Annotated in this window: 17 protein-coding genes and 1 pseudogene; 12 read left to right on the forward strand and 6 right to left on the reverse strand. The window is 45.5% G+C overall.

Features of this window, described 5'->3' with window-relative positions; translation table 11 throughout:
• Window positions 1–161 precede the first annotated feature (161 nt).
• Window positions 162–1232, reverse strand: coding sequence for an IS630 family transposase (locus QUA25_RS06350; RefSeq protein WP_333036425.1), 1071 nt, complete (start codon window positions 1230–1232; stop codon window positions 162–164).
• A gap of 411 nt (window positions 1233–1643) precedes the next feature.
• On the opposite strand from QUA25_RS06350, the gene QUA25_RS06355 reads away from it, so the two are divergent.
• Window positions 1644–1889, forward strand: a complete 246-nt coding sequence (locus QUA25_RS06355) for a hypothetical protein (RefSeq protein WP_333036426.1) — start codon at window positions 1644–1646, stop codon at window positions 1887–1889.
• A gap of 101 nt (window positions 1890–1990) precedes the next feature.
• On the opposite strand, the gene QUA25_RS06360 is transcribed toward QUA25_RS06355, so the two are convergent.
• Window positions 1991–5404 carry a PAS domain S-box protein gene (locus QUA25_RS06360; protein ID WP_333119651.1) on the reverse strand — a complete coding sequence of 1138 codons (3414 nt, stop codon included), beginning with the start codon at window positions 5402–5404 and terminating at the stop codon, window positions 1991–1993.
• A gap of 591 nt (window positions 5405–5995) precedes the next feature.
• Between QUA25_RS06360 and QUA25_RS06365 the strand changes: the two genes are divergently transcribed.
• The 7 genes from QUA25_RS06365 to QUA25_RS06395 all read left to right on the forward strand — a co-directional run bounded on the left by QUA25_RS06365 (window position 5996) and on the right by QUA25_RS06395 (window position 12861).
• Complete coding sequence (locus QUA25_RS06365; RefSeq protein WP_333036428.1) at window positions 5996–6970, forward strand: LysR family transcriptional regulator; 975 nt, start codon at window positions 5996–5998, stop codon at window positions 6968–6970.
• A 114-nt stretch (window positions 6971–7084) separates the two neighbouring features.
• The gene (locus tag QUA25_RS06370) at window positions 7085–8149 is read left to right on the forward strand and encodes an anthranilate phosphoribosyltransferase family protein (protein ID WP_333036429.1); all 1065 of its coding nucleotides are present in this window, start codon (window positions 7085–7087) and stop codon (window positions 8147–8149) included.
• A gap of 138 nt (window positions 8150–8287) precedes the next feature.
• Entirely contained in the window at window positions 8288–8893 is a 606-nt protein-coding gene (locus QUA25_RS06375) for a molybdenum cofactor guanylyltransferase (protein WP_333036430.1), read from the forward strand.
• A 59-nt stretch (window positions 8894–8952) separates the two neighbouring features.
• On the forward strand, window positions 8953–10128 hold the full coding sequence (locus QUA25_RS06380) for an aminotransferase class V-fold PLP-dependent enzyme (protein WP_333036432.1): 1176 nt from the start codon (window positions 8953–8955) through the stop codon (window positions 10126–10128).
• Between the two features lie 426 nt (window positions 10129–10554).
• On the forward strand, window positions 10555–10902 hold the full coding sequence (locus tag QUA25_RS06385; RefSeq protein ID WP_015175132.1) for a DUF6717 family protein: 348 nt from the start codon (window positions 10555–10557) through the stop codon (window positions 10900–10902).
• Window positions 10903–11048: 146 nt separating this feature from the next.
• Window positions 11049–12266 (forward strand): LCP family protein, encoded by a 1218-nt coding sequence (locus QUA25_RS06390; RefSeq protein ID WP_333036434.1) that lies wholly within the window; start codon window positions 11049–11051, stop codon window positions 12264–12266.
• An 85-nt stretch (window positions 12267–12351) separates the two neighbouring features.
• Window positions 12352–12861 carry a pentapeptide repeat-containing protein gene (locus QUA25_RS06395; protein ID WP_333036435.1) on the forward strand — a complete coding sequence of 170 codons (510 nt, stop codon included), beginning with the start codon at window positions 12352–12354 and terminating at the stop codon, window positions 12859–12861.
• Between the two features lie 126 nt (window positions 12862–12987).
• Here the strand turns inward: QUA25_RS06395 and QUA25_RS06400 are convergent, their stop codons facing one another.
• On the reverse strand, window positions 12988–14241 hold the full coding sequence (locus QUA25_RS06400) for an S-layer homology domain-containing protein (RefSeq protein WP_333036436.1): 1254 nt from the start codon (window positions 14239–14241) through the stop codon (window positions 12988–12990).
• 345 nt (window positions 14242–14586) lie between these two features.
• On the opposite strand from QUA25_RS06400, the gene QUA25_RS06405 reads away from it, so the two are divergent.
• Complete coding sequence (locus tag QUA25_RS06405; protein ID WP_333036438.1) at window positions 14587–16065, forward strand: amidase; 1479 nt, start codon at window positions 14587–14589, stop codon at window positions 16063–16065.
• A 527-nt stretch (window positions 16066–16592) separates the two neighbouring features.
• Here the strand turns inward: QUA25_RS06405 and QUA25_RS06410 are convergent.
• Window positions 16593–18803, reverse strand: a complete 2211-nt coding sequence (locus tag QUA25_RS06410; protein WP_333036439.1) for a Tex family protein — start codon at window positions 18801–18803, stop codon at window positions 16593–16595.
• Window positions 18804–18965: 162 nt separating this feature from the next.
• Between QUA25_RS06410 and QUA25_RS06415 the strand changes: the two are divergent.
• A pseudogene (locus QUA25_RS06415) lies at window positions 18966–19805 on the forward strand (Uma2 family endonuclease).
• 53 nt (window positions 19806–19858) lie between these two features.
• Here the strand turns inward: QUA25_RS06415 and QUA25_RS06420 are convergent.
• A complete protein-coding gene (locus QUA25_RS06420) occupies window positions 19859–20836 on the reverse strand; it encodes a class II fructose-bisphosphate aldolase (protein WP_333036440.1) in 978 nt (325 codons plus the stop codon).
• Between the two features lie 307 nt (window positions 20837–21143).
• A complete protein-coding gene (locus QUA25_RS06425; protein WP_333036441.1) occupies window positions 21144–21878 on the reverse strand; it encodes a phosphoadenylyl-sulfate reductase in 735 nt (244 codons plus the stop codon).
• 930 nt (window positions 21879–22808) lie between these two features.
• Between QUA25_RS06425 and QUA25_RS06430 the strand changes: the two genes are divergently transcribed.
• Window positions 22809–23174: a response regulator gene (locus QUA25_RS06430; protein ID WP_333036442.1), complete on the forward strand. Its 366-nt coding sequence runs from the start codon at window positions 22809–22811 to the stop codon at window positions 23172–23174.
• Between the two features lie 257 nt (window positions 23175–23431).
• Entirely contained in the window at window positions 23432–23935 is a 504-nt protein-coding gene (locus QUA25_RS06435; RefSeq protein WP_333036443.1) for a chemotaxis protein CheW, read from the forward strand.
• The last annotated feature ends 71 nt before the right edge of the window (window positions 23936–24006 follow it).

The raw sequence follows: 24006 nt of genomic DNA on the forward strand, positions 1-24006 counted from the left end.
TAGGCTGAATGTTTAAAATTTTGACCCGCAATCCCACTAAATAATTATATTTTTTTTTGTGTCGTTTTAGTGTCTTATAAATTGAGCAATCAGAGAAGCCAGGGGATTTAACCCCGGGCTCATATAGCAATCCTAAATGATTTTCTCTATCTAGAGCAATCCTAAATTATTTTCTCTGTGTAAGTATATTGACGTATTTTGGGGAAATCAAATTTATGTTCGTTAGTAAAAAACTCAAACAAAAACTTGACAATCTTAAAAGATCTACATAAATACCAATACTTTCTTAAAAAGTTTTTAGCTTGTAGCCAAATATCTTCAACGGGATTCTGTTGGGGAGCATTGGGAGCAAATAACATACAAGTAATTGACCAATTCTCAGGTTCTTTGTCACCATTTAGTTCTAATAAAAAGTCTCTAAATTCTCCATATTTATGATAACTAGCTCCATCCCAAATCAAGATTATCTTGCGATTTTGATATTTATTTTGTAAGTATTTTATGAATTTAACTGTGGATTCTCCATCACCAGATGGATGGCTCTGAATATGGAATTCTTTGCTTTGATAATTGAGGGCGCCAAAATAAGTTTGTCTATCTTTTTCATTGGTAATTGGGACTTCAATTCTGATTTTAGATTGACCCCAAACATAACCAGTTAGATCACCATGAAGTAGATGACATTCATCTAAAAACAATACTATTATTTCCCCAGACTCTATACCAGCCTTGTTTTTAAATAAAATATCGTTAATCTCTTCCGTCTTTTTTTTTACCAGTTCTTTATCAAATTTAGGATTAGCTTTTTGAGTTTTTTTCCAACTTATTTTCGCCCGGTCGAAAAGTTCATAATAACTCTGTTTTGATTTATACATCACACCAAACTCTTGAGCTAAATAAGTAACCAACTCATCTAAATTCCAATATTCTTTATTCTTTAACCACTCGATTACTTCCGTATTTTGTCGAGCTGTTAAATACCCTTTTGACCCTTTATGTCCTAGTTTGATTCCGGCGATGCCTTGGGTTTTAAATTGTTTTTTCCAATAACCAATAAAAAATTTACTTACACCTAATATTTTGCTGATTTCATGGTAGATATTACCTGAAAGCGCCATCCTTACAGCTATTGCTCGTTTGAGTTCTCTTGCATCGATATCGCTTTTAATGAAATCTTCTAATTGGGCTATTTCTTTTTCCATATCTTTTTCTTGCAGTTGTAAGTTATTCATCTTTTTATTCACGATCGAGTATTGCATATAATTGTATCATAGTCTTGATAATGATTTAGGATTGCTATAGCTTAAGTCCTTTTTAGAAGACTCTCCTATAATAACTAGGTTAGAAACTAAAAAAGCTACCATAAAAAATTTACTCTACCAACAAATACAACAAGTTTTAGGTGGTCAACAGCCGTTGCCAAATCAAAGTTTACAGATAGGAGACGTGAAACAAAAACTGATCGAATAATTTATCAAGGTAGATGTAGAACGCCAGGGTTTGGCTGAGCGAGTTACTATTCTATCAAATGCTCTAGCTGGCTACAAGCAGCGGGTAAAAGTTTTGCCGAAGCTAGAGAAGGAAAAGCGGGAACTAGAAAGAAAACTTCAATAAGCCGAAGCTGATTATAGCGACTCACTTTATTGATTAAGCAATTTTCGGCTACTTATGATGCAGTGATTATTGATGCTCCTGCTCTGAATGTTGCTGCTGAGGCTCTGATTCTCGGGAATAAAGCAGATGGGATTTTATTGGTTGTGCGGCCTGGAGTTCTTAATTCTGGTACTGTGGCTTTTGCGAAGGAGCTATTGAAGAAATCAAGCCAGCACGTTCTGGGCTTAGTCGTGAATGGAGTAAGTCCTAAAAACGAACCGCACAGCCATTACTAGTTTACCAATGAATCTTACGCTCAATAGCAGAGTCCTGGTATCAATAAAGTAACGAATAACCAGTAACCAATAACAATAGTTAACTGTTAACTGACAACTGACTAAATTGGGAGCCGCACTCCGAAAGTCGAGCCGAGTCCTTCCCCAGGACTTTCGGCCCAGACACTGCCGCCGTGGAGTTCCACGAGATGGCGGACGATCGCCAATCCCAGTCCCAGCCCGCCGTAATTGCGCGTAGAAGTGCTGTCAGCTTGGCGGAAGCGATCGAACACAAAGGGCAAAAACTCCTTGCTGATGCCAATTCCCGTATCGCTGACAACGATCAAAACAGAGTGAACCGGAGACGGCCCAGACAACATAGCGCCACCCGCTGCTCCCGGTTCCCCCTCCTCCGAGAGCGTGATTTCCACGCGACCCGATGGCGGCGTAAACTTAATAGCATTCGAGAGCAAATTCCATACCACCTGCTGCAAACGAGTAGCATCGCCCCTCACCAAGCTCACCCCTTCTGCACAAAAACTCACCAATTCAATTCCCCTAGCTTCAGCATCAAGGCTCAGCGCCTTCACCGCCGTTTCTACAATCCGCACCAAATCCACCGGGAACAGCTTCAAACAGACTTTGCCGCTCACAATCCGGGAAACGTCGAGCAAATCCTCAATCATCTGAGTCTGCAACCGCGCGTTTCGCTCAATAGTCTCCAAACCGACAGCCGTTTTTTCGGCACTCATCTGGCGCTGCCGCAGCATCTGCGCCCAGCCCAAAATGGCGTTCAGAGGCGTCCGCAACTCGTGAGAAAGCGTTCCCAAGAACTGGTCTTTAATCCGGTTAGCCTCCGCTGCTTCCCGGTAAAGCCGCGCATTGTCGATCGCCACCGCGGCATCCCGCGCCAAATCCTCCAGCAAAACCAAATCCTCCTGCCCGCAGCGGCGGCCCGACTCCCCGCACAGCAACGAAATCGCTCCCAGCGTCCGCCCGCGAGCGATCAGCGGCACGCAGATTGCCGACAGCACTTGGGATTGGGATCGCAGCACCAACTGCAGTTCCTTGTCCGGCACAACCGCTTCGATCACCCATTCCGGTATTTCTGGGTAGAGCTTCGACTCACCAGTCCGCAGCACCTTTGCTACTCCGTGCCTTCCCTGGGGGTCTAGTGGCATACGCCGATCGATTTGCCGCAGCAGAGCGACTTTGCTCGGATCTGAGTGAGCAACTGCTTGCAAGCGGATCGAGCCGTCGGCATCAAGCAAATGCACACAGCACCAATCCCCCAGCTCCGGTACTGTTAAATCTGCCAAACCTTGCAGCGCCTTCTCGTAATCCAGGGAAGCCGACGACAGCAAAGCCAAAGCTTGAGCGTTAAAATAGGCTGTTTGGGCCGATCGCTGGCGATCGTCAATATCAGTACAAGTCCCGAACCATTTGAGAATTTTCCCGTCAGCGTCCCGCACGGGCAATGCCCTGCCCAGATGCCAGCGATAAGATCCGTCAGATGCCCGTTTAAAACGGTATTCCACCTCGTAAGTCTTCCCTGTCTCCACCGAGGTCTTCCAGCTTTCTACGGAATTTTCCACGTCATCTGGATGCAGGGCTAGCTGCCACCCCCAGCCTTGAGTTTCCTCCAGGGTCAAGCCAGTATATTCAAACCAGCGCTGGTTGTAGTAGTCGAGCCAGCCGTCGGCTTTGGCAGTCCAAACTATTTGTGGGATGGCTTCAGCGAGGACGCGGTACAACTGTTCGCTGGCTTCGGCTTGGCGACGGGCGGCCTGTTCCCGCGCCAATGCCCAATTCCGCTGTTCTTCGGCCTCTTTGCGAGCGGTGATGTCGCTAATCACGCCGATCCATTTGTAGGGATTGCCTTGTTTGTCAAGCACTGCTTTGCCCCGATCGATCCAGTGGAGCAAGCGGCCCCGCTGGCACTGAACGCGGTATTCCTGAAAAAATGGGGCGGCAGAACTGTCTGGCGCACTCAAATACTGATCGACTGCGGCCAAAACTCGATCGCGGTCGATCGGGTGCAAGATACTGTTCCAAGCTGCTCTTGTCCTCGGAAATCCGCCTTTTGCGTACTCCAAATGTTCGTCTACGTGACCGAACCACAGCACGATCCCGGTTTCGATATCCCATTCGTAAATCAAATCGCTGGCACTTTCTGCAGCAATCCGAAACCGCTCTTCAGACTGTCGCAGCACTTCCAGAAATTTAAAACGTTCCGTCACGTCCAAAACCAGAGACAGCACCGATACCAACTGTCCCGAATCGCTGTAAAAAGCCGAATTGTACCATTCGCAGTGTACCAACGAACCCCACTTATTATAATTGCTGTTGCGAACTACATTGCAGCGATTTTCGGGTTTTTTTAAACTATAAATTGCCGATTCTACCTCTTCCAAATCGCCCTTAGAAATAAAGTTCCATTCGCTAAAATGCTTGCCTAAAACTTCTATTTTTTCCCACCCGAAAATCTTCTGTGCAGCCGGCGACCACCCGCTGAGACGAAAATTTTCATCCCACTCAATCACCGCTAGGGGCGTATTTTCAAAATGAGAAGTGAGTTTTTGTAGCGCCTCGCGCAGGGATGCTTCTACTTGCTTACGCCCAGTAATATCGCTAAAAGAAATAGCAATGCCGTCGCCCAATTTAACGGTCATAATCCGAAACCAGGCGACAATGCCTTCGTTGTTGTAATAAATCTCGGTATCGAGGGGAATTCCTGTTTCTACAACTTGCACGTAACGGTCGAACAAATTGTTATCTTTATGACCAGGCAGCACTTGCAGCAATCGCTTGCCCGTTAATTCTTCAGGGGTACGGTGTTGCATTTTTGCCGCTGCGGGATTGACGTATTCCCATTCAAAATCCACAATTGTGGATTCGTCGCGGATGCTGCGGAATACGTTAAATCCGTCTAGAGATAATTCCTGAAAAACGCGGAAGCGTTCTTCGCTTTCTTGCAACTTGTCTACAGTGTCAAGCAGGAGGTCCTCGACTCGCTCGCGCTGTGTTATTTCTGCAAGCAATTGCTGGTTAATTTGCTGGAGTTCGGTTGTGAGGGAGGGGACGGAATTTGTAATAGCAGAGTTGGCTTGCAGTTGATCGACCTTTTCAGTTTCCAGCGCCGTATTTGCTGGTAAAGAGGCCGCCCCAGCCAAAGCCAACACTTGAGGAACCCAGGGTATCAGGGACGCTACAGCCCACAAACAGATGATAGCGGTAACGGCGGCGATCGAACTTGACAGCCAGTAGCTGGGATGCACCAGCATCCAAACTTGCATCAAGTGAGTTGTCCCGCCGCAGAAAAACCAGGCTCCCAATAGCAGAAACCCCTTGCTCAAAGGCACGTCCCGCTGCTTCCGGGCATAGTATGTCAGAATTGCTGGAATTGAATAATAAGCCAAGGCAATTAACAAATCGCTGACCGCGTGCAGTCCCATCAACTGGGGTTGCCACTGGCAACAGCCATCTTGGGGAATAAAATTGTGGTTAAATGACATAATCTTAATAAATGGCAGCATTTCGGCTTTCCTGTGCGATCGATCCTAGTTGCACTTGTGTTGCTGAACCGCTAATTTCTAGTTTATACACAAAAAAACATAAAACAAGAGTGACTTTAGTCCGGGGAGGAAAGTTCACAGCAGGCTTTAACCTGCCTGAAATATTCGTAAATTTATTGAGAGGTTAAGGGAGAGTGAGGTACTATAATTCCCCAGGAGGTACGAAATTCAATGCTATATTTTGAATTCACAACTTACGGAAAAACAAAGCAATTGAGCGCACGGGATGAAGGGATTACTAGAGTGCCGTTCATTGACACGGTTTAGCTAGAAGCTGGCAATATTCGATAAATTCATCTTTATTGAATCTATTTTTTGATAACTTTGCAGATTCAGAAATCCCTTCAACATAGGAGAATCGACCTCTACTTCGAGGCTCAGAAATCCTGCCGGAGCAGATTCATACTTGGAGCGAACCATCCCCGCCTCTCGCCTCGGAATGAAAACTAATCTGTACCTGTATCAAAGTCTACTAAATTCTGCTACTAAATCGGTTAATGTCACAGATTATCTTCCAGTCAAATTTCTGAAACCATCTCGAATTAAACCTCCATGCGCTTAGAGCAGCTTCAAGCATTTCTTTCAGTTGCTGAAACTGGTAGCTTTCAGCAAGCGGCCCGGAAGTGTGGCGTTACCCAATCGACTATTAGCCGCCAAGTGCAGGGATTAGAAGCGGAAGTGGGTTTGTCGCTGTTTCACCGCACGGCCCACGCGAAACTGACTGTGGGAGGGGAATGCCTGCTACCTCACGCTCGCAAAATCTGTCAGACTTGGCAAAATGCTGCTGAAGAATTGGGAGACTTACGGGCGGGAAAGCAGCCGGAACTTTGCGTGGCTGCGATTCACTCGGTTTGCGCTGCTTATTTGCCGCCTGTGCTGCAAAAGTTTTGCCGCGACTATCCAGACGTGCAGTTGCGGGTGACTTCCCTCGGAAGCGATCGAGCTCTGAAAGTCCTCAAAGACGGTTTGGTGGACATAGCGGTGGTGATGAACAACCGCCATTTTACTCAAGCCCCGGAAATGTTGGTTGAGGTGCTCTACAATGAGCCGATCGAGGTGTTGATGGCGGCGGGTCATCCCCTGGCTCAGTACGAACGAGTACCTTGGCCGGAATTGATTTGTTACCCGCAAGTGGTGTTTAAGGACGGGTACGGAATGCAGCGGATGGTGCAAGAACAATTTGGACGCATCGGTGCTAAACTTCATGCTGTTTTGGAACTCAACACTCTTGATGCTTTTCGGGGTGTGGTGCGACAGGGAGAGTTGATTGCTTTGCTGCCGCATTCAGCTTTGCTGGAGGCGAAGGGCGATCGCACTTTAGCTATTCGGTCGATCGCCCAAGATCGGTCAAATTCCAAGGTTTCGACGATCGGTCAATTGGCAGCAGATCCCACTTGGACTCGCGAAGTGGTGTTGGTGACAACTCACGATCGAATGCAAATTCCGCCGATCGCCCATTTCTGGAATCTGGTACGCGAATTTGTGCCGCCATTTGATTTAATCAAGCTAGAAAAATCAGGGAGTTAATTCGATAATTTTGAATTGAATTTTGGGAAGTTTAAATTTAAACGGATTCAAATATTACCAATTACTAACTACCAATTACTAACTACCAACTACCCATTACTAACTTCAAAAGTTATGAGTGACGCATTTAGAGAACTGCTGCGAAAAATTGGCAGCGGAGTACACACAGGAGAAAACTTAACTCGCTCCGAAGCAGCAGCAGCCACGCGGATGATGCTGCTGGGGGAAGCAACACCAGCTCAAATCGGAGCTTTTATGATTTCCCACCGCATTAAACGGCCCACCGGCGAAGAATTAGCCGGAATGCTCGATGCTTATGAAGAATTGGGGCCTATGCTTGCCCCCCCAAACCGAGAAAAAGGTTTTTCCGTCTCAACCGTCGCCGTGTTTGGCGTTGCTTACGACGGGCGATCGCGCACGGCTCCAATTAGCCCTTTAACAGCCCTAATTTTAGCCGCCTCTGGCGTCCCAACTCTCATGCACGGGGGGGATACCATGCCAACGAAAGAAGGCATTCCCCTGATTGAAATTTGGCGTGGTTTGGGAGTGAATTGGGGAAAACTCAGTTTAGAAAAAGTCCAGCAAGTTTTTGACAATACAGGTTTGGGTTTTGTTTACCTTCCCAAGCATTTTCCTCAAGCCACCGCTTTAGTTCCCTACCGCCGCGAAATTGGTAAACGGCCACCTTTTTCGACAATGGAGTTGATGTGGTGTCCCTGTGCCGGCGACGTTAACGTCATCTCCGGCTACGTCCACCCGCCCACAGAAGGTATGTTTCAAAAAGCCTTTGAGTTGCGGGGAATCAAAAATTATACCACAGTCAAAGGATTGGAGGGAAGCTGCGATTTGCCGCGCGATCGTACTGCGATTATCGGCATTGCTAAGCCGGACGCTGAGTTTGAACGAGTGCTTTTAGCTCACGGAGATTACGGTTTTAGCAACACAAATCCTGCCTTTGAATCAGCCCCAGAGTTATTCAAACAAATGCAGGAAGTGTTGCTGGGAAAACCCTCGGAATTGATGCAGTCCGCTATCTGGAACGGCGGATTTTATCTGTGGCGCAGCGGAGTTTGTTTGGATATAAACTCGGGTTTGATTGAGGCCGAAACTTTATTAAGTCGCGGTCAAGTGGTGCAAAAACTTGAGGAAGTTAGCCAAGCCGTTAGTGTTTTGAGTTGACTGTTGACTGTTAACTACTGACTACTGACTACCAGACATCTCCAATAATTATTGTGGAACAGGCATCTTGCCTGTTCAAAACAGGTAATTCTTGCGATGACTACTGACTACTGACTGCTGACTACTGACTACTGACTAATGACTAATCATAAAATTGCTGTAATTGTGCTTGCAGGCGGTCAAAGTTCGCGGATGGGTAAGGATAAAGCTCTACTGGAAATTGAGGGCAAATCCCTATTGCAGCGGGCGTTGGAAGTGGCCGCAGTTGTAACCCCCGAAGTTTATGTTCTGACTGCTTGGCCCGATCGCTATCGATCGACCTTAACCGAAACATCCCAATTTCTGGTAGAGTACAATCCGGGCTCCGGGCCCTTGGTTGCATTGACTCAGGGATTGACAGAAATTGCCGCCGAGTGGATTTTACTGTTAGCTTGCGATTTGCCTTTGTTGGATGCCCAGATTATTCAGAATTGGGCAAGTCAGTTAACAGAATTTTCCCCATCAACTTTAGCAGTTGTGCCTTATCAAAATTCGCGCTGGGAGCCTTTGTGTGGCTTCTACCGCCAACAATCTCTGCCCAGCTTGCAAAGTTTTATTGACAAAGGGGGACGTTCCTTTCAAGTGTGGTTAAATCAAATCTCCTCAATACCTCTACCTGTAGGGGAACCAGAAGCAGTAATGTTATCCAATTGCAATACATTAGAAGAGTTTGAGCAATTAAAAGGTAAAATGGTTAACGGTTGACAGTTGACTAATGACTAATGACTAATGACTAATGACTAATTACTAATTACTAATTACTAATGATTAACCAATATTGGTTGCTTGATCGCAATATAACTTTCCTCAATCACGGCTCTTTTGGGGCCTGTCCCATTCCCGTACTCGAAGCGCAAACCATTTTTCGAGAACAACTGGAAAGAGAACCATTGCGCTTCCTTCTGCGGGAATTTGAACCCTTGTTGGATAATGCGAGAAATCAGTTAGCAGCATTTCTCGGTGCGGCTGAGGATGACTTGGCTTTTGTGCCGAATGCCACGACGGGAGTAAATGCTGTTTTGCGATCGCTCTGTTTTTCTCCGGGCGACGAATTGCTAACTACAAATCAGGAATACAACGCTTGCCGCAATACACTTAATTTTGTAGCCGAGCGTACAGGCGCTAAAGTAATAGTAGCAGAAGTCCCCTTTCCAATTGAATCACCCGACCAAATTATTGAAGCAATAATTAAGTGCGTTTCACCGCAAACAAAGTTAGCTTTATTAGACCACGTTGTTAGCCAAACAGGTTTAATTTTTCCCATCAAACAGTTAGTGGGCGCGTTAGCTAACCGTGGCGTGGATGTATTGGTAGACGGAGCTCATGCGCCGGGAATGGTAGCACTGAATTTAGATGAAATTGGCGCGGCTTACTATACGGGAAATTGCCATAAATGGCTGTGTGCGCCCAAAGGTGCGGGCTTTTTATACGTGCGGCGCGACAAGCAAGATGCAATTCGCCCAACTACGATCAGTCACGGTGCTAACTCGCCGCGCGCTGATAAATCGCGCTTTCAATTAGAATTTGACTGGATGGGGACAGTCGATCCTAGCCCCTATTTGTGCGTACCTGTAGCTATTGATTTTATGGGTTCTTTGTTGAGCGGCGGCTGGCCGGAATTGAGGGCAAAGAATCATGCTTTAGCATTGGCGGGGAGAAAAATATTGGCGGACAAATTAGATTTGCCGCTGCCTTGTCCTGATGAAATGGTGGGTTCGATGGCTGTTGTGCCTCTGGCAGACGGCCAGTCTGATGAGGTTGCAAAGGGAGGAATTCCACCTTTGCAAGAGGCGCTGTGGGAGATTTTTAAAATAGAAGTTCCGGTGATTCCTTGGCCGAATGCTAGTAAGCAGTTGGTGAGAATTTCGGCTCAGTTATACAATACTTTGCCGCAGTATCAATATTTAGCTAAGGCGCTGGTTGAGCTGACGAGAATTTGAGCTGGAGCTTCCCCAAAAGAAACATCACACCCAGCTACAAACAGTTATAAGTTTGTAGTTAGGGTGTCGGTTCTCATAGTTTGGGAGAAGACAGACTATTCCTCCTTACTATAAACGTAGTAAGGGTTATATAAATAAGCAAAATAAGAGGAAAAATCCTGCAATTAATCACCTTTATTCCTATTTAATTTTGCTACTTTTTACCTCACAAAAAATACTCAAAAAAAATTGCTCTAAAACCCCATCGCCCTCAACTTCGCCCATCCACCCAAACCGAATAAAATTTTTAAATAACCCGGAAAAATTCCTAAGTTAAAACAGGCTGGTCAAAGCGGATAGCGCACAACTTCCGCGCAACAGAATATAATGTATCCACACTTGCATTTTTGCAAACAAAACATAAGGAAATGAAAAGAGGCGAATACCATGTCCAATGCCATGATGGTAATTTACCCCTATCGCGAACAGTACACCTGGGTTTTTGACGACGAGCGAGTCGGACTTGTCCGAGAACCATTTGTTCAGGGCGTCCCCGAAATGATTAACGCGCTTGTCGCAGACATTCCCAATGCCGCTCAAGGTTTCCGACTTTTATTTTCAGCCAATCCATTTCCCGGATATCAAGCAGAAATGCTGTGGTTGAAAGCAGAATACGGCGGTAACTGGTATCGGTGGGAATCGAAAAATCTCGAAGGCTGGCTGTGTCCGGCTATGTTCAAATACTTTCCCGAAGCACCGCCCAAGTTTTACTGCAAAGCTGAAAAACTGCAATAACCAACAGCAAGTCAATGAAAAACTTGTCAATTTTTAAAAGAAACTTTGTTGAACGAGTCGATAAAACATCTCGAAAAAAGCCTAAATTCTTCCTGTATATAGTGGGGCTATTTTTCTTGGTTTTCACAGCCGCCATCTCGGCCACTATGGGGGCAATTACTGCCCTGTTAGCTCCCGTGGAACCGCCAATTATCAATAGAGTATTAGAGGCGACTGGCTTTGACTATCTATCCTCCAACCGCTCTGGATACCGCCTATCGCGGCCCGTTAATATCTTGATATTGGGAATTGACCGCGTGCCGGAAGCTGCAGCCAATGGCCCTAAGATATTTAACGGTCGCAGCGATACAATACTCTTATTACACCTCGATCCTAGAGATAAATCTATTAGTTTGCTTTCAGTTCCACGAGATACTAAAGTCGAAGTTCCCGGAATTAGCTTCAGCAAAATTAGCGAAGCCAATGCTAGAGGAGGAGCTGCTTTGGCGACGCGATTGGTTAGCAGTATGCTGAACAATACGAAAATTGAACGATACGTGCGAGTCAGCAGCAGTGCGTTTCGGGAATTAGTGGATTTGTTAGGCGGAGTAGAGGTATTTGTACCTCGACCAATGTCCTATACAGATACCGCCCAAAAGTTAAAAATAAACTTAGCTAAGGGATGGCAAACTGTCAACGGAGAACAAGCAGAACAATTTGCTAGATTTCGCAACGACGGTTTAGGAGATATCGGCCGCATTCAGCGGCAGCAATCTTTAATTCAAGCTATTCGCGATCGCCTCGCAAGTCCATCAGTATTGGTGCGCTTGCCACAAATTGTGCGATTGATGCAAAAATATGTGGATACAAACCTAAATTATGAGGAAATATTGACGCTGGCAAATTTCGGTTTGCAATTGGATCGAGAGAATTTTAAAATGGTAATGTTGCCGGGAAGTTCTAGTTCAGAACAAGCCGATTTGAGGAGTTATTGGATTGTAGATGCGATGGGGCTCGATCGCATTATGACACAATATTTAAACCCGGGCGTGCCGGATTTTGCACAAGGACGATTTCGCAACCCAACCGAGTCCGTTTTGCCCAAAAACCTCAAAATAGCTGTCCAAAATGCTTCTAACAAAGCGACAACCGCAAAAAATGTTGCTGACTTTCTCACAAAAAAGGGCTTTTTTAATGTATCTGTAGTGCAGGATTCGCCGGAGAAGCAGCGTCAAAGTCAAATTATTGTTCAGCAAGGAGATTTAGAGGCAGCGAATTTACTGCGAAAAGAGCTAGGCGGCGGTAAAATTGAAGCCTCTTCTACCGGTGAAATCAATTCTGACTTGACGCTTCGCGTCGGCGAAGATTGGGTAAAGCGATTTTAATTAGTCATTAGTCATTAGTCAGCAGTTAAGCGTCAACAGGTAACAGTCAACAGTCAACTATGCCCAATTCCCCATTCCCCTCATCATGAAAAGTGTTTTCCGAATTGTTCTGAGCCTGGTTTTAAGTTTAGTGTTGGCTTGTGCGTGGGTGCTGCTGAGTGCTACTCCGGCATTTGCCCTGCCGAAAACAAGTATTAATTACACAAATATTAATTTGTCCGATCGCGATTTTTCAAACTCGGATTTAGCGGGGGGAACATTTGTCGCTGCTGAAATGCGGGGAACAAATTTTCAAGGTGCTGATTTAACTAATGCAATTTTGACTAAGGGAGTTTTGCTGAATGCCAACTTGTCAGGTGCTAACCTCTCCGGTGCTTTGGCAGATAGAGTTACATTCGACGGCGCTAATTTGACGAATGCTAATTTTTCCGAGGCAATCATGACTCGAACTCGGTTTTTTGATGCTGCAATTTCCGGGGCTGATTTTACTGACGCGATTATCGACGCTTATCAAGTGAGTATCCTGTGCGAGAAAGCAGATGGTGTCAATCCCGTGACGGGAGTGTCTACCCGAGACAGTTTGGGATGTCCGTAGAAATTCACACTAAAAAAATCCCTGGCTAATTATTTGATTAGATGCACTTGTAGGGAAGTGAAATACACAAATTAAAGCCCCTCTCCTGCAAGGCGAGGGGTTTGAGGAAATTTCCAAGTATTGGCTCTATCGAGCGCTACAAATGTCTGTGCTGGCAGTACCAACTACCAAATCGGAATTCAGAAGCAAATCTAAATCGGTGTCAGGATTAACAGCATACAAATCGACTTTATCTCGACCCAAAAATACTCCGATCAAAGTCCCAATTCCCGCACCGCCGAGCACCTCTTCAGTCGCGATCGCCCGATCGCCCGTAACACCTGCGATCGCCGCCGCTGCTGCTGCACCCAACGCCGTATTCTTAACCAGATTACCAACATTAACGCCCTTGGTAACAGTTTCTTTCCTAGTAATCACTTGCGAAGTGGCATTGAGAGGCACTCTGCTGCCGTTGAGTATACTTAATTCTTGAGCCACAAACTGAACGCCCGAAGCAGTCGATCGCAATTCGCCGCTAATTTTCGAGCCTTCCGGTATCACCACTTGGCCATTATTACCCGTGATATCCGAAGCTACAGTCAGCGTAATCGGAGACTTGTCATTGGGGCCGAGCAAAATCTTGCCTTTTGTGTACTCAATGGGGATAGTCACCCCCCTAGGAATTTGCACAGCAACCGACTCGCTAACATCAATCTTAGCAATGTAAGGAGAATTAATTGCTCTTGCTTGATTGGTACTCACTAATGTTTGATAGATAAAAGCAGCTACTTCAGCTCGCGTTGCTGACTTGTTGGGTTTGAGAGATTTAGGACTGGGATAGCTGACAACCAACTGTTTTTCAGTAGCAGCAGCAACGCTTTTAACAGCATAACTTTGAATCTCACCCGCATCATTATAGTAGCTGAGAACATCTTGAAAATCGCACTTAGGCTCATAGCCCATGCCGTTATTTAAAGCGACTACAACTTGAACGCGAGGAATCTGCTGTGTCGGCCTGAAAACATTGCCGGGATAGCCAGACATCCATCCCATTTCGTAAGCTTCGGCGATCGCCCCGCTTGCCCAAAAATTAGACGGAACATCGGCAAACCTTACAGCAGCGCGGGTTTTTGCCTTTTTCACAGAACGGATCATTGCCGCGAATTCAGCCCGCGTTACCGGTGCATCCGGGCGAAAACTGCCATCGGGAAATCCTTTGATAATGCCTCTTTCTGACAAATCTTGAATAAAATCTTTTGCCCAGTAGTTATTATTAACATCCGAAAAAGCTGTCTGAGCAAAAGAAGGCGCGGGAGCTAGCATCGGCGCTGCGGTTGCGGCAACGGTTCCTAATGTTAATAAAACAGATGTACCGGATTTGATGCGATGTAATACAGACATTTTTTGATTCTCCAATTTACACATTTTTTTATTGAGGAGAACTAAGCTTTTAATAGGCGGATTTATTCGACCAGAACTTGCTCTTTCCCTCAGTTATGTAATCATTATTGAATTGTTTTATTTTTCGTGCGGGGAAGATACGGTCTTTTAAAATAAATATTTTTATTTTTGGTGTGGAATTGTAAAATGCTTAAATTCCTTAAAATCCTTATGTTGCTTATCTCCCTTATCTACCATGTCTGTGCAATTAACAGGATTTAGGGACAAAGCCCTTTGATATTAGTTAACGATATTAACTAAAAGTGAATATAATTGACTCGATCGAGAAATACCTGTTTGTTGCTTATGAGTAGCCTGACGTTTGCCTCTGCCCATCAGCTAGCGCGAATGATTCGCGATCGCGAAGTCTCTGCCGTCGAAGTTCTCGACGCTTACCTTACTCAAATCGCCAAACACAACTCGCAATTAAACGCCATTTGTACGCTGGATGAAGACAATGCCCGTACTAGAGCAAAACTTGCGGATGAAGCCCTAACCAGAGGAGAAAACTGGGGTGCTTTGCATGGGGTTCCCATCACGATTAAAGACATTTTTGAAACAGCCGGACTCCGCACCACAGCAGGCTATATTCCCCTCAAAGATTATGTGCCTCAACAGGATGCAACTGCTGTTGCGAGATTGCGGGCAGCAGGTGCTGTCATCATGGGAAAAACCAACATGGCGGAACTAGCAGCCGATTATCAAAGCACAAATTCTCTGTTTCCACGGGTGAATAATCCTTGGCATCTTGACTACACACCTGGGGGCAGTTCTGGAGGAAGTGCCGCGGCTGTCGCCGCCGGACTTTCACCGTTAGATTTGGGCAACGATTTCGGGGGTTCGGTGCGTCAACCCGCTCATTTCTGCGGCATATATGGTTTAAAGCCGACAGATCGCCGTATTTCTACAGCAGGGCAGATTCCTGAAGTGCCGGGAATGCCACTATCTATTCGGCAAATGATGACCGTTGGGTGTTTTGCTCGATCGATCGAAGATATCCGGCTTTGTTTTTCGTTAATTGCAGGCGCGGATCTGCGACGCCCCGATGTCCCGCCGATGCCGCTCGATCGACCCTCTGGCAAGCCTTTGCAGCATCTCAAAATCGCTTGGACGGCTGAATGGGCAGAAGTTCCGGTTGCTTCGGAAATTCGAGCAGCTATGGAGTCGATCGTCCAGACACTCTCTCACGCAGGTGTCCAAACCGAACGCTGGCTTCCCAAAGACTTTGACCTTTCCAAAATATTGAATCTCTATGGGCGGATGTCAATGTACCTTACTATCTATGCTCAACCGCAGGATAGATATAACGTGCGTCGTAGTTTAGAGTTAATCTTCCGCACCGCAACCCAAGGCGACAAGGAACTCCGAAAATTGGGAGATTTCAGCAGATTCCTACCTGAGATATTGAATCCAAGTTTGAAAGGATATTTCGAGGCACTCACACAGCGCGATCGCTTCACTGCCCATATAGATGAGGCATTAGAACCGTGGGATGTATGGCTTTATCCAGTTGCGGCAACCACTGCGTTTACTCACCGTCCCGCTTGGAGTGCCGTTGACATTGATGGCAGATCCTATCCTTATGCAGTGGCCAACGGGGCTTACACCATGCCTTCTAATCTTAGTGGACATCCTGCGGTGGTAATTCCTATTGGACAAACTCAAAATGGTTTACCGATTGGAATGCAAATTGTTGGTAAGCGGTGGTGCGAAATGGAGTTGTTGGCGATCGCGACTGAGATTGACAAAGTGGTTGGTAGCTTGCAACACCCACCTGGTTACTGAGCATTTTCTCAAGTTTCACTTGATGGTCAATGTTTACTCTTGTGGTAGCGTGCGTCAGGTTTGAGATTTTTAATTGGCACGGAAAGTATTAATTTAACCCACAGTTTTTTGCGGGGGTGCGTCAGTTGTTAGATTATTAGTTGGTAATCAAAATAATCCTAGCTGACGCACCCTAATTGATTGTTACTGATGTGTAATGACTACCTTGTATCTGCCATTAACAGGATTTACGGACAAAGCGGTTTGAGAAGAACTGTCTCTGTTTTTTTAAGTTGAGTTTACCTAGAGAGAGCGATCGCACCCAACATTTTGAGCAAGTTCGTATTTTTATCTCTTAAATGTTGGGAATCGGTAAGTGAAAACAATCCTTTGTACTTCTACGGCGGCACTTGGAAAACCAGCAAGAAAAAATAGCAATTACCAGCTTCTTCTTCTGTTCTCTTCCTTCGCGTCCTACCCTACGGGAACGGCTTCGCCGAAGGCGTCTTCGCGGTTCGATCGCCCTTTTTCAGCTTTCCCCCACAGTTTTAACGACGGCGCGGGGCCGGAAGCCTCGCGCTATTGCCATTTTGCGGTTGCGGTTTTTCTTGCAGCTTCATTGTCAAACTAACCCGCTTTAACTTCTCATTCACCTCCAAAACCCGCACTTTCACAACTTGTCCGACTTTAACAATCTGTTTGGGGTCATCTACAAAGCGATCGGCTAATTGAGAAACGTGAACCAAACCATCTTGGTGCACTCCCACATCAACAAAGGCTCCAAAGTTAGCTACATTCGTGATTATGCCTTCTAATTCCATCCCAACTTGCAAGTCGGAGATTTCTTTGATTCCTGCTTGGAAAGTGGCATATTTAAACTCGGCGCGCGGGTCTCTTCCCGGTTTTTCTAGTTCGGAAATAATGTCTCGAAGTGTTGGTTCACCCACTTTTTCAGTGACATATTTCTTGATATTTACAGTCTTGATTTTTTCCGATATTTGTGTTATTCCTGTCAGCGGCAAGTCTAAATCCTTGGCGATCGCTTGCACGACAGGATAACTTTCGGGATGAACTGCTGTATTGTCCAGGGGGTTTTCGCCGCCGCGAATGCGGAGAAACCCGGCTGCTTGTTCAAAAGCTTTTGGCCCGAGTTTGGGAACTTTCAGAAGTTGACGGCGATTTTTAAATGCGCCGTTTTCGTTGCGGTAATTGACGATATTTTTGGCAACTGTTGCCGTCATTCCTGACACAAATGTCAGCAGTTCTTTGGAAGCTGTGTTTAAATCAACTCCCACATAATTAACGCAGCTTTCGACTGTTTCGTCGAGTTTCTTTTTGAGCAATTTTTGGTCAACGTCGTGCTGGTATTGACCGACTCCTATTGATTTCGGGTCGATTTTCACGAGTTCGGCGAGGGGGTCTTGCAAGCGCCGTCCGATGCTGACTGCACCGCGGACGGTGATGTCGAGGTCTGGAAATTCGGCGATCGCCACCTCGCTTGCGGAATAAATCGATGCACCGGATTCATTCACCATGACTTTAATCGGTTTCCTGTCCATTTCTGCCAAAACTTCCGAAACAAATTCGTCTGTTTCCCGGGAAGCTGTACCGTTGCCGATCGCGATTAATTCAATTTTATATTTTTCAATTAAATGCTTGACAATTTTACCAGCTTGCTGTCGCTGAGCGGCTGCTTGGTGAGGAAAAATTGTTTGATATTCTAAAAATTGCCCGGTTTCATCGAGGGCGGAAACTTTACACCCCGTGCGAAATCCCGGATCGATCGCCAATGTGGGTTTCATGCCCGCCGGCGCCGACAGCAGCAACTCGCGGAGGTTGGTTTCAAAAGTGGCGATCGACTCGATATCAGCGACGGCTTTGTTGTGCGATCGTACTTCTGTAATTAACGAAGTCTTCATCAGTCGGTTGAAGGCATCCTTCAAGGTCGATCGATAAAACTCTTTAACTTCCGGTATCCTAGTTCTAATTTCCTGAGCTTCCAAATAAGCCATCACTGCGGATTCATCAAAAGCCAGTTCCAAATCTAAAACCCCTTCCGTTTCCCCCCGAAACAGCGCTAACATATTGTGCGATTGAACGCTTCTCGCTGCAACTTGGTAATTGCGGTACATTTCAAATTTAGTGCTTCCTTCAGGGAAATCATCTTTAATTTTCGAGACAAAAACTCCTGTTTTCATCAAAAAATCTCGTAAATAAGCGCGCAATTCGGCTTTTTCCGAAACCGCTTCCGCCAAAATATCCGCAGCACCTTTGAGAGCTTCTTCTGCTGTTTTCACTCCCTTTTCTTCCGAAATATATTTAGATGCTTCCGCATCAAAATCTGCTGGTTTAGCCGTCGGTAAATTCAGACCTTTGATAAAATTCGCCAGCGGTTCCAAGCCTTTTTCCCTAGCAATTGTGGCTCGCGTCCGCCGCTTGGGTTTGTAAGGCAGATAAAGGTCTTCGAGTTCGTTCTTTTGCAAACACGATTCGATTTTAGCTTGCAGTTCTTCCGTGAGTTTCCCCTGAGAGCTAATCGTCTCTAAAATCGATTTTTTGCGCTCTTCAATTTCCGTCAGATACGTGAAGCGATCGGAGATGTCTCGCAACTGAATTTCATTCAGCAAATCCGTGCGTTCTTTGCGGTAGCGGGCAATAAACGGAATAGTTGCTCCCTCGGCGAAAAGTTCCAGAGCATTATTGACTTGAGACAGATTAATGGAAAGTTCTTGAGCAATCAGTTGAGGAATGTCGATCATAGTGCAGAATTTCAGCTCAGTCGATTTGAGATTTGAGAGGTAAGATTTACTTCACCAAATAGAGGAAAAAAAGTTTGAAATAAACGTTTTACAGGGTGTTGGCGCTCGTCCTGCAAGTATTAAAATGATGTTAGCATAAATGCAGTCATTTCTCAATATTATATGTTGCCTTTTAAATATCCTGTGCCGCAAACCGATCCGCCGCGATCGCCCAGAGAAACGCTGCCGACAATGTATGATTTACCCAGCGAAGACCCGGAGGAACCTGGTTTGCGGGACGAATTTCACGATTTGCAGCCGCAGTTGTTGAGTCTGACGTTTCGACCTCGGAATTATCCAGCTTCTGAGATATTTAGCGGCACCGACATGAACCTTTATTATGACGTGAATCACACTCTGTGGCACAAGCGACCGGATTGGTTTGCAGTTGTGGGAGTTCCCCGACTTTACGATCGCTCCTAACAGCGGATGAGTTACGTTGCTTGGCCCGAAGGCGTGAATCCTTTTGTAATTGTAGAACTGCTTTCGCCGGGAACATAAAAAGAAGATTTAGGCGACAATACCGATGAGGAAAAGTTGCCACCTCAGTCGGAAAACGCTGCGGGTAACAGGCAAGTTTTGGAGGCCGAGACGAAGGAGGAACCGCCGAGAAAATGGGAGGTTTACGAGCAAATTTTGCGGGTTCCTATTTATGCCGTTTTCAGTCGCTATACTAATAAATTGCGAGTGTTTGAATTGAAGGGCGGACACTATCAAGAATTAGAATTGCCAGAGTCGCGAGTGTGGATTGCTGATCTAAGTTTGGGCTTGGGTTTGTGGCAAGGAGAGTTTCAGGGAATCGAGCGACTTTGGTTGCGCTGGTATGATATTGATGGCAATTGGATTCTGACTGAAGCGGAACAGCAGCGTCAGCGGGCCGAGTCAGCAGAAGCTCAATTGCAATCTTTAATTCGGCGGCTGCGGGAATCTGGCATCGATCCCGATCGATTTTTAAACAGTTAGAGAAGACTGAAGTCCTGACTAAAAACGGGTTCGCAGTCAGGACTTTTGTTTTTTTACTTCACAAGAAGACTGAAAGCCTCACTATACACAGGCTTTAACATTTGATCAAAACTTGATTTGTTGTGGCTTGTTTGTTTGTTGCTGGTACTCTTTGCGGTTAAGTCATCCGCGTAGGGAGAGTGATGCAAATGAGCTTTACCGACAGAACCGAAAAGTTGCAGTTTGTCAGAAATGACCCATCGCATGGCATTGATAGATTTTTCCATTATTTCCAACAAATCCGGATTTGCCTCAGAAATGCTACTTTTTAACACGTCCATATAAGCTTCGCGAACTTCTGTATTCACATTAAATTTCGATACTCCGAATTTAATACATTGATGAATCATTGAGTCCGGCAAACCGCTAGCACCGTGCATCACTAACGGCACTGAAACAGCATCCCGGATTTTTGCCAGACGCGGAAAATCGAGTTTCGGTTCGCTTAGATATTTGCCGTGAACGTTACCAATTGTTACGGCTAAAAAATCCACCTTAGTTTCTTTGATAAACTCTACTGCTGCTACGGGATCGGTCATCCTTGCGGCTTTCTCATGGATTGTCAAACCGTCTTCCCTGCCACTAATTCTGCCGATTTCTGCTTCCACTGCCGCACCGTTAGCGTGGGCTAATTTAGTCATTTCCCGGCTAAATATTAAGTTTTGTTCGTATGGCAAAAAAGAACCGTCTGCCATAATTGATTTAATGCCCGCAGCTAGGCCCAGGTGAATGTCTTTTTCTGAGGTGCTGTGATCTAAGTGTACTGCGATCGGCACTAAAGATTTGCGGGCGGCTTTGATGCACAGCGCGACTAAAGGCGATTGTCCGTATTGGAGGGCGCTGGGGTGAAGTTGCAGTATAGCAGGGCTGTACAGCGCTTCGGCCGCATTGATGACGGCTTTTACTCCTTCGAGGTTGTAGACGTTAAAAGCGCCGATCGCATAACCATTTCTCAAAGCCGTGTTCAGCAATTCGCTAGTTGAGGCGAGCATATAGTACCTACTTTAAAAACTTTTGTGAATGTCGATCATTCTATGTCGATCATTCTATCAAAGCTCTATGGCAAACTCAGCTTAATTTGTGTTTATTTTAATTGCGAATTCTTCCGCTAGCATTTATTCTGAATGTCGATCGTTCTATCAAAGTTCAAGGGCAAGCTCAGCTTAATTTGTGTTTATTTTAATTGCGAATTATTCGGCTACGATTTATGTTGTGAAGTGCATTTATTATTGGGTAAGGTGCGCCTAGCGCACCCTACTATTTGTTTGGTGCGCTGCACCTTACTCCTTAAGTGATTTACTATTTTTGGGCGTTACCAGCGTGCAAACCGCATTCTTTTACGGTCGCTTCTTCCCACCACCAGCGACCTTCGCGTTCGTGTTGGTTCGGCAATACCGGCTTCGTACAAGGTTCGCAACCAATACTTACAAAACCCCGTTCGTGCAACTTGTTGTAAGGCACATCCAAAGCGCGAATGTATTCCCAAACCTCTGCTGAAGACCAGTTTGCTAAGGGGTTGAATTTAATTAATTCATGGTCAGGAGTTGAGAATGCAGTGTCAACTTCAATGACCGGAATACCGTTGCGGGTACTGGGACTTTGGTCTTTCCGCTGACCAGTAATCCAAGCATCGAGAGTATTCAGTTTGCGGCGCAGCGGCTTGACTTTCCGCACGCCGCAGCATTCTTTGTGACCGTCTTGATAAAAACTAAACAATCCCTTTTCTTCTACTAGGGCTTGTACTTCTGCTGCATCGGGAAACATTACTTCTAATTTAATGCCGTAATGTTTTCTGACTTGATCCAAAAACTGATAAGTTTCCGAGTGCAATCGTCCGGTGTCTAGGGTGAAAACGCGGAAATTCTTGGTAATTTTTGAGGCAAGATCGATCAGAACTACATCTTCAGCCCCGCTGAAAGAAATTGAGATATTGTCAAAATTTTCTAGGGCAAATTTGAGAATGTCTCGCGGTGTTTTTTGACTGTATTCTGCTTCTAGCGCGGCAATGTTGAGATTTCTTTGGATGGCAACCATATTTTCGGGTTTTCGGTGTTCTTTTCCTCTAGCCCTTTATTATAGCCGATCGCCGTCTCTCTCTCACCGACTAATTTGACAATCAAGCAATGTCGTCCGGGGCCCCCGGATTCATCCGTGAAGCGAGAAAAAAGCTCCGACTGCTCATCACCCGCCCCGAATTTATCAGTGTGAGCGCTTCTTCAATTCTGAAACCTAAAATCTAAAATCTAAAATCGATTGACCGCCTCTTGCAGCAGTCTTTTCGGCTGAGCCCACAATCAAGCTCAAGGATGGTAGTCGCCTTCTGGTAGTAGTTTTAGTGAAACCCACACTTCTCTACTGGGTAAAATGGGACTGCCGCGCGGTCAGTTTATTTTCCCCCAAAATTATAAATTACAGACAATAAAATTCTTTAAATGTCATTGTTACCATCCTCAATTTGGGCATTAATTATTAATTCAATAATAGCGACAACTCAGCAATATAGTGCTGTATATTAAGTTAAAATTTTTATATCAGTACCAGTATTAACTGCGCCCTAGCTACTTTTCAAGGGCTGTTATTTGGACCAATGAAATAACTTAACCAGCACGACTTAGGCAATGCGCTGAACTAGACTATTGGGAACAAATCTCAAAAAAATACGTAGAAAATCCCGCTTTGGTACCCCAGTCGCTCTTTCTCATAAGAGCTGTTGGTTTCAACACAGCGAATTACCAATAATCAATTACCACTTACCGATTAATTTATTCAGACCGATTCCGTTAGCAAAGTAAATTTTTATCGTTTTTAATCACTGACAGCTAACCTTCAGCCATGCGATCGGCTATATTGTATTTGGAAGTACATTAATTTGTCCGCAAAGCGGTATAGTCCCATCGCCGCCGGTCGCGCCAGCTTCTGAATAAACGTAGTCCGCTGTCAACAACAGCAAGGAAGTGTGGAATTATGTCAAAAATTTTAGTAGTGGACGACGTTAAGACCGAACTAGAAATCATCTGCCGCATTCTTCAAGATGCGGGACTGGATGTGATGCGGGCAGGCGACGGCGAAGAAGCGATCGCCATGATCCGCAAAACTCCTCCGGCTTTGGTCGTTTTAGATGTAGTGATGCCACGAATGAACGGGTTTGAAGTGATCAGAGAATTGCGGGGCGATCGCGCAACGGCAAAATTGCCCGTAGTATTTTGTACTCATAAAAACACCGAGATCGATAAAGCTTGGGGAACTGATTTAGGCGCCGACGCTTACGTTAGCAAACCCTTTGAACCTCAGCAACTGGTCCACATAGTGCAGCGTCTGCTTTCGGCGTAGTCCGAATATAAAGTGATCGCCAGCTTTCCCAAAAATATTATACCGATAAACCCCGTTTTTTTTTAATAAACTGGGTTTTTGAATTCCATAAAAGTTTATGTTTAATGATAAAAACCTGCTTATTTGCCCAGCCGAGATTTATTTAACGGAAACATTTGAGGCACCCAAAGTTATCCTGAAAAACTCGATCGGCGATCGACTTTAGGGTCTAAGCAAAATTCTAATTTGTAAGCTACACTATAAACTAAAAATAAGCCATGAAAATAACGGCTTCCCCCGCTGGGGGGAATCAGACAAGTGGAACAAAGCAATTTCTCCTGTTCGGTCAAGGAGGCAGTCTGTTCGCTATAGACTTAGAGGCAGTGCGGGAAGTCCTTTCCCTCAAGGAACAACCGATTTCCCTGGTTCCCAACACCCTGCCATTTTTGCTGGGATTAACCAACTTGCGGGGCGAAATCTTAGCAGCAGCAGACTTCGGACTGTTCGTCGGTATTGAGTCGGTTGACATCCACCACCCAAACAGCCGCATCTTAGTTGTAGAAGCCCCCGATCCACGAGACGTGAGATTGTTGTCGAGAATCAGCCTGGGATTAGCCGTCTCCCGCGTCGAAGGAGTTTTACCTCTCAATCCCGATCGCATTGTCTCAGCACTAGATGTCAGTCCCGACCTAGCTCCATTCTTAAAAGGTCTGTACAATTCCGAAGGACGTTTGCTAATGATTGTCGATGTAGAAGCGATCGCCCATTCCGAACGCTGGTAAAAAGCAACCATACAGGTAAGTCTACAACTGCTTTCCATCAATAATTTTAACTAACGATCGCCCGCATCCGA

Source organism: Microcoleus sp. Pol17C6, assembly GCF_036701145.1.
Taxonomy (GTDB): domain Bacteria; phylum Cyanobacteriota; class Cyanobacteriia; order Cyanobacteriales; family Microcoleaceae; genus Microcoleus.

Coding starts and splice junctions, on each gene's coding strand:
- QUA25_RS06360 (WP_333119651.1), bottom strand. CDS start 5,404: ATGCTGCCATTTATTAAGATTATGTCATTTAACCACAATTTTATTCCC.
- QUA25_RS06405 (WP_333036438.1), top strand. CDS start 14,587: ATGAGTAGCCTGACGTTTGCCTCTGCCCATCAGCTAGCGCGAATGATT.
- QUA25_RS06395 (WP_333036435.1), top strand. CDS start 12,352: ATGAAAAGTGTTTTCCGAATTGTTCTGAGCCTGGTTTTAAGTTTAGTG.
- QUA25_RS06375 (WP_333036430.1), top strand. CDS start 8,288: ATGACTAATCATAAAATTGCTGTAATTGTGCTTGCAGGCGGTCAAAGT.
- QUA25_RS06425 (WP_333036441.1), bottom strand. CDS start 21,878: ATGGTTGCCATCCAAAGAAATCTCAACATTGCCGCGCTAGAAGCAGAA.
- QUA25_RS06435 (WP_333036443.1), top strand. CDS start 23,432: ATGAAAATAACGGCTTCCCCCGCTGGGGGGAATCAGACAAGTGGAACA.
- QUA25_RS06380 (WP_333036432.1), top strand. CDS start 8,953: ATGATTAACCAATATTGGTTGCTTGATCGCAATATAACTTTCCTCAAT.
- QUA25_RS06390 (WP_333036434.1), top strand. CDS start 11,049: ATGGGGGCAATTACTGCCCTGTTAGCTCCCGTGGAACCGCCAATTATC.
- QUA25_RS06400 (WP_333036436.1), bottom strand. CDS start 14,241: ATGTCTGTATTACATCGCATCAAATCCGGTACATCTGTTTTATTAACA.
- QUA25_RS06385 (WP_015175132.1), top strand. CDS start 10,555: ATGTCCAATGCCATGATGGTAATTTACCCCTATCGCGAACAGTACACC.
- QUA25_RS06420 (WP_333036440.1), bottom strand. CDS start 20,836: ATGCTCGCCTCAACTAGCGAATTGCTGAACACGGCTTTGAGAAATGGT.
- QUA25_RS06430 (WP_333036442.1), top strand. CDS start 22,809: ATGTCAAAAATTTTAGTAGTGGACGACGTTAAGACCGAACTAGAAATC.
- QUA25_RS06370 (WP_333036429.1), top strand. CDS start 7,085: ATGAGTGACGCATTTAGAGAACTGCTGCGAAAAATTGGCAGCGGAGTA.
- QUA25_RS06365 (WP_333036428.1), top strand. CDS start 5,996: ATGCGCTTAGAGCAGCTTCAAGCATTTCTTTCAGTTGCTGAAACTGGT.
- QUA25_RS06410 (WP_333036439.1), bottom strand. CDS start 18,803: ATGATCGACATTCCTCAACTGATTGCTCAAGAACTTTCCATTAATCTG.
- QUA25_RS06350 (WP_333036425.1), bottom strand. CDS start 1,232: ATGAATAACTTACAACTGCAAGAAAAAGATATGGAAAAAGAAATAGCC.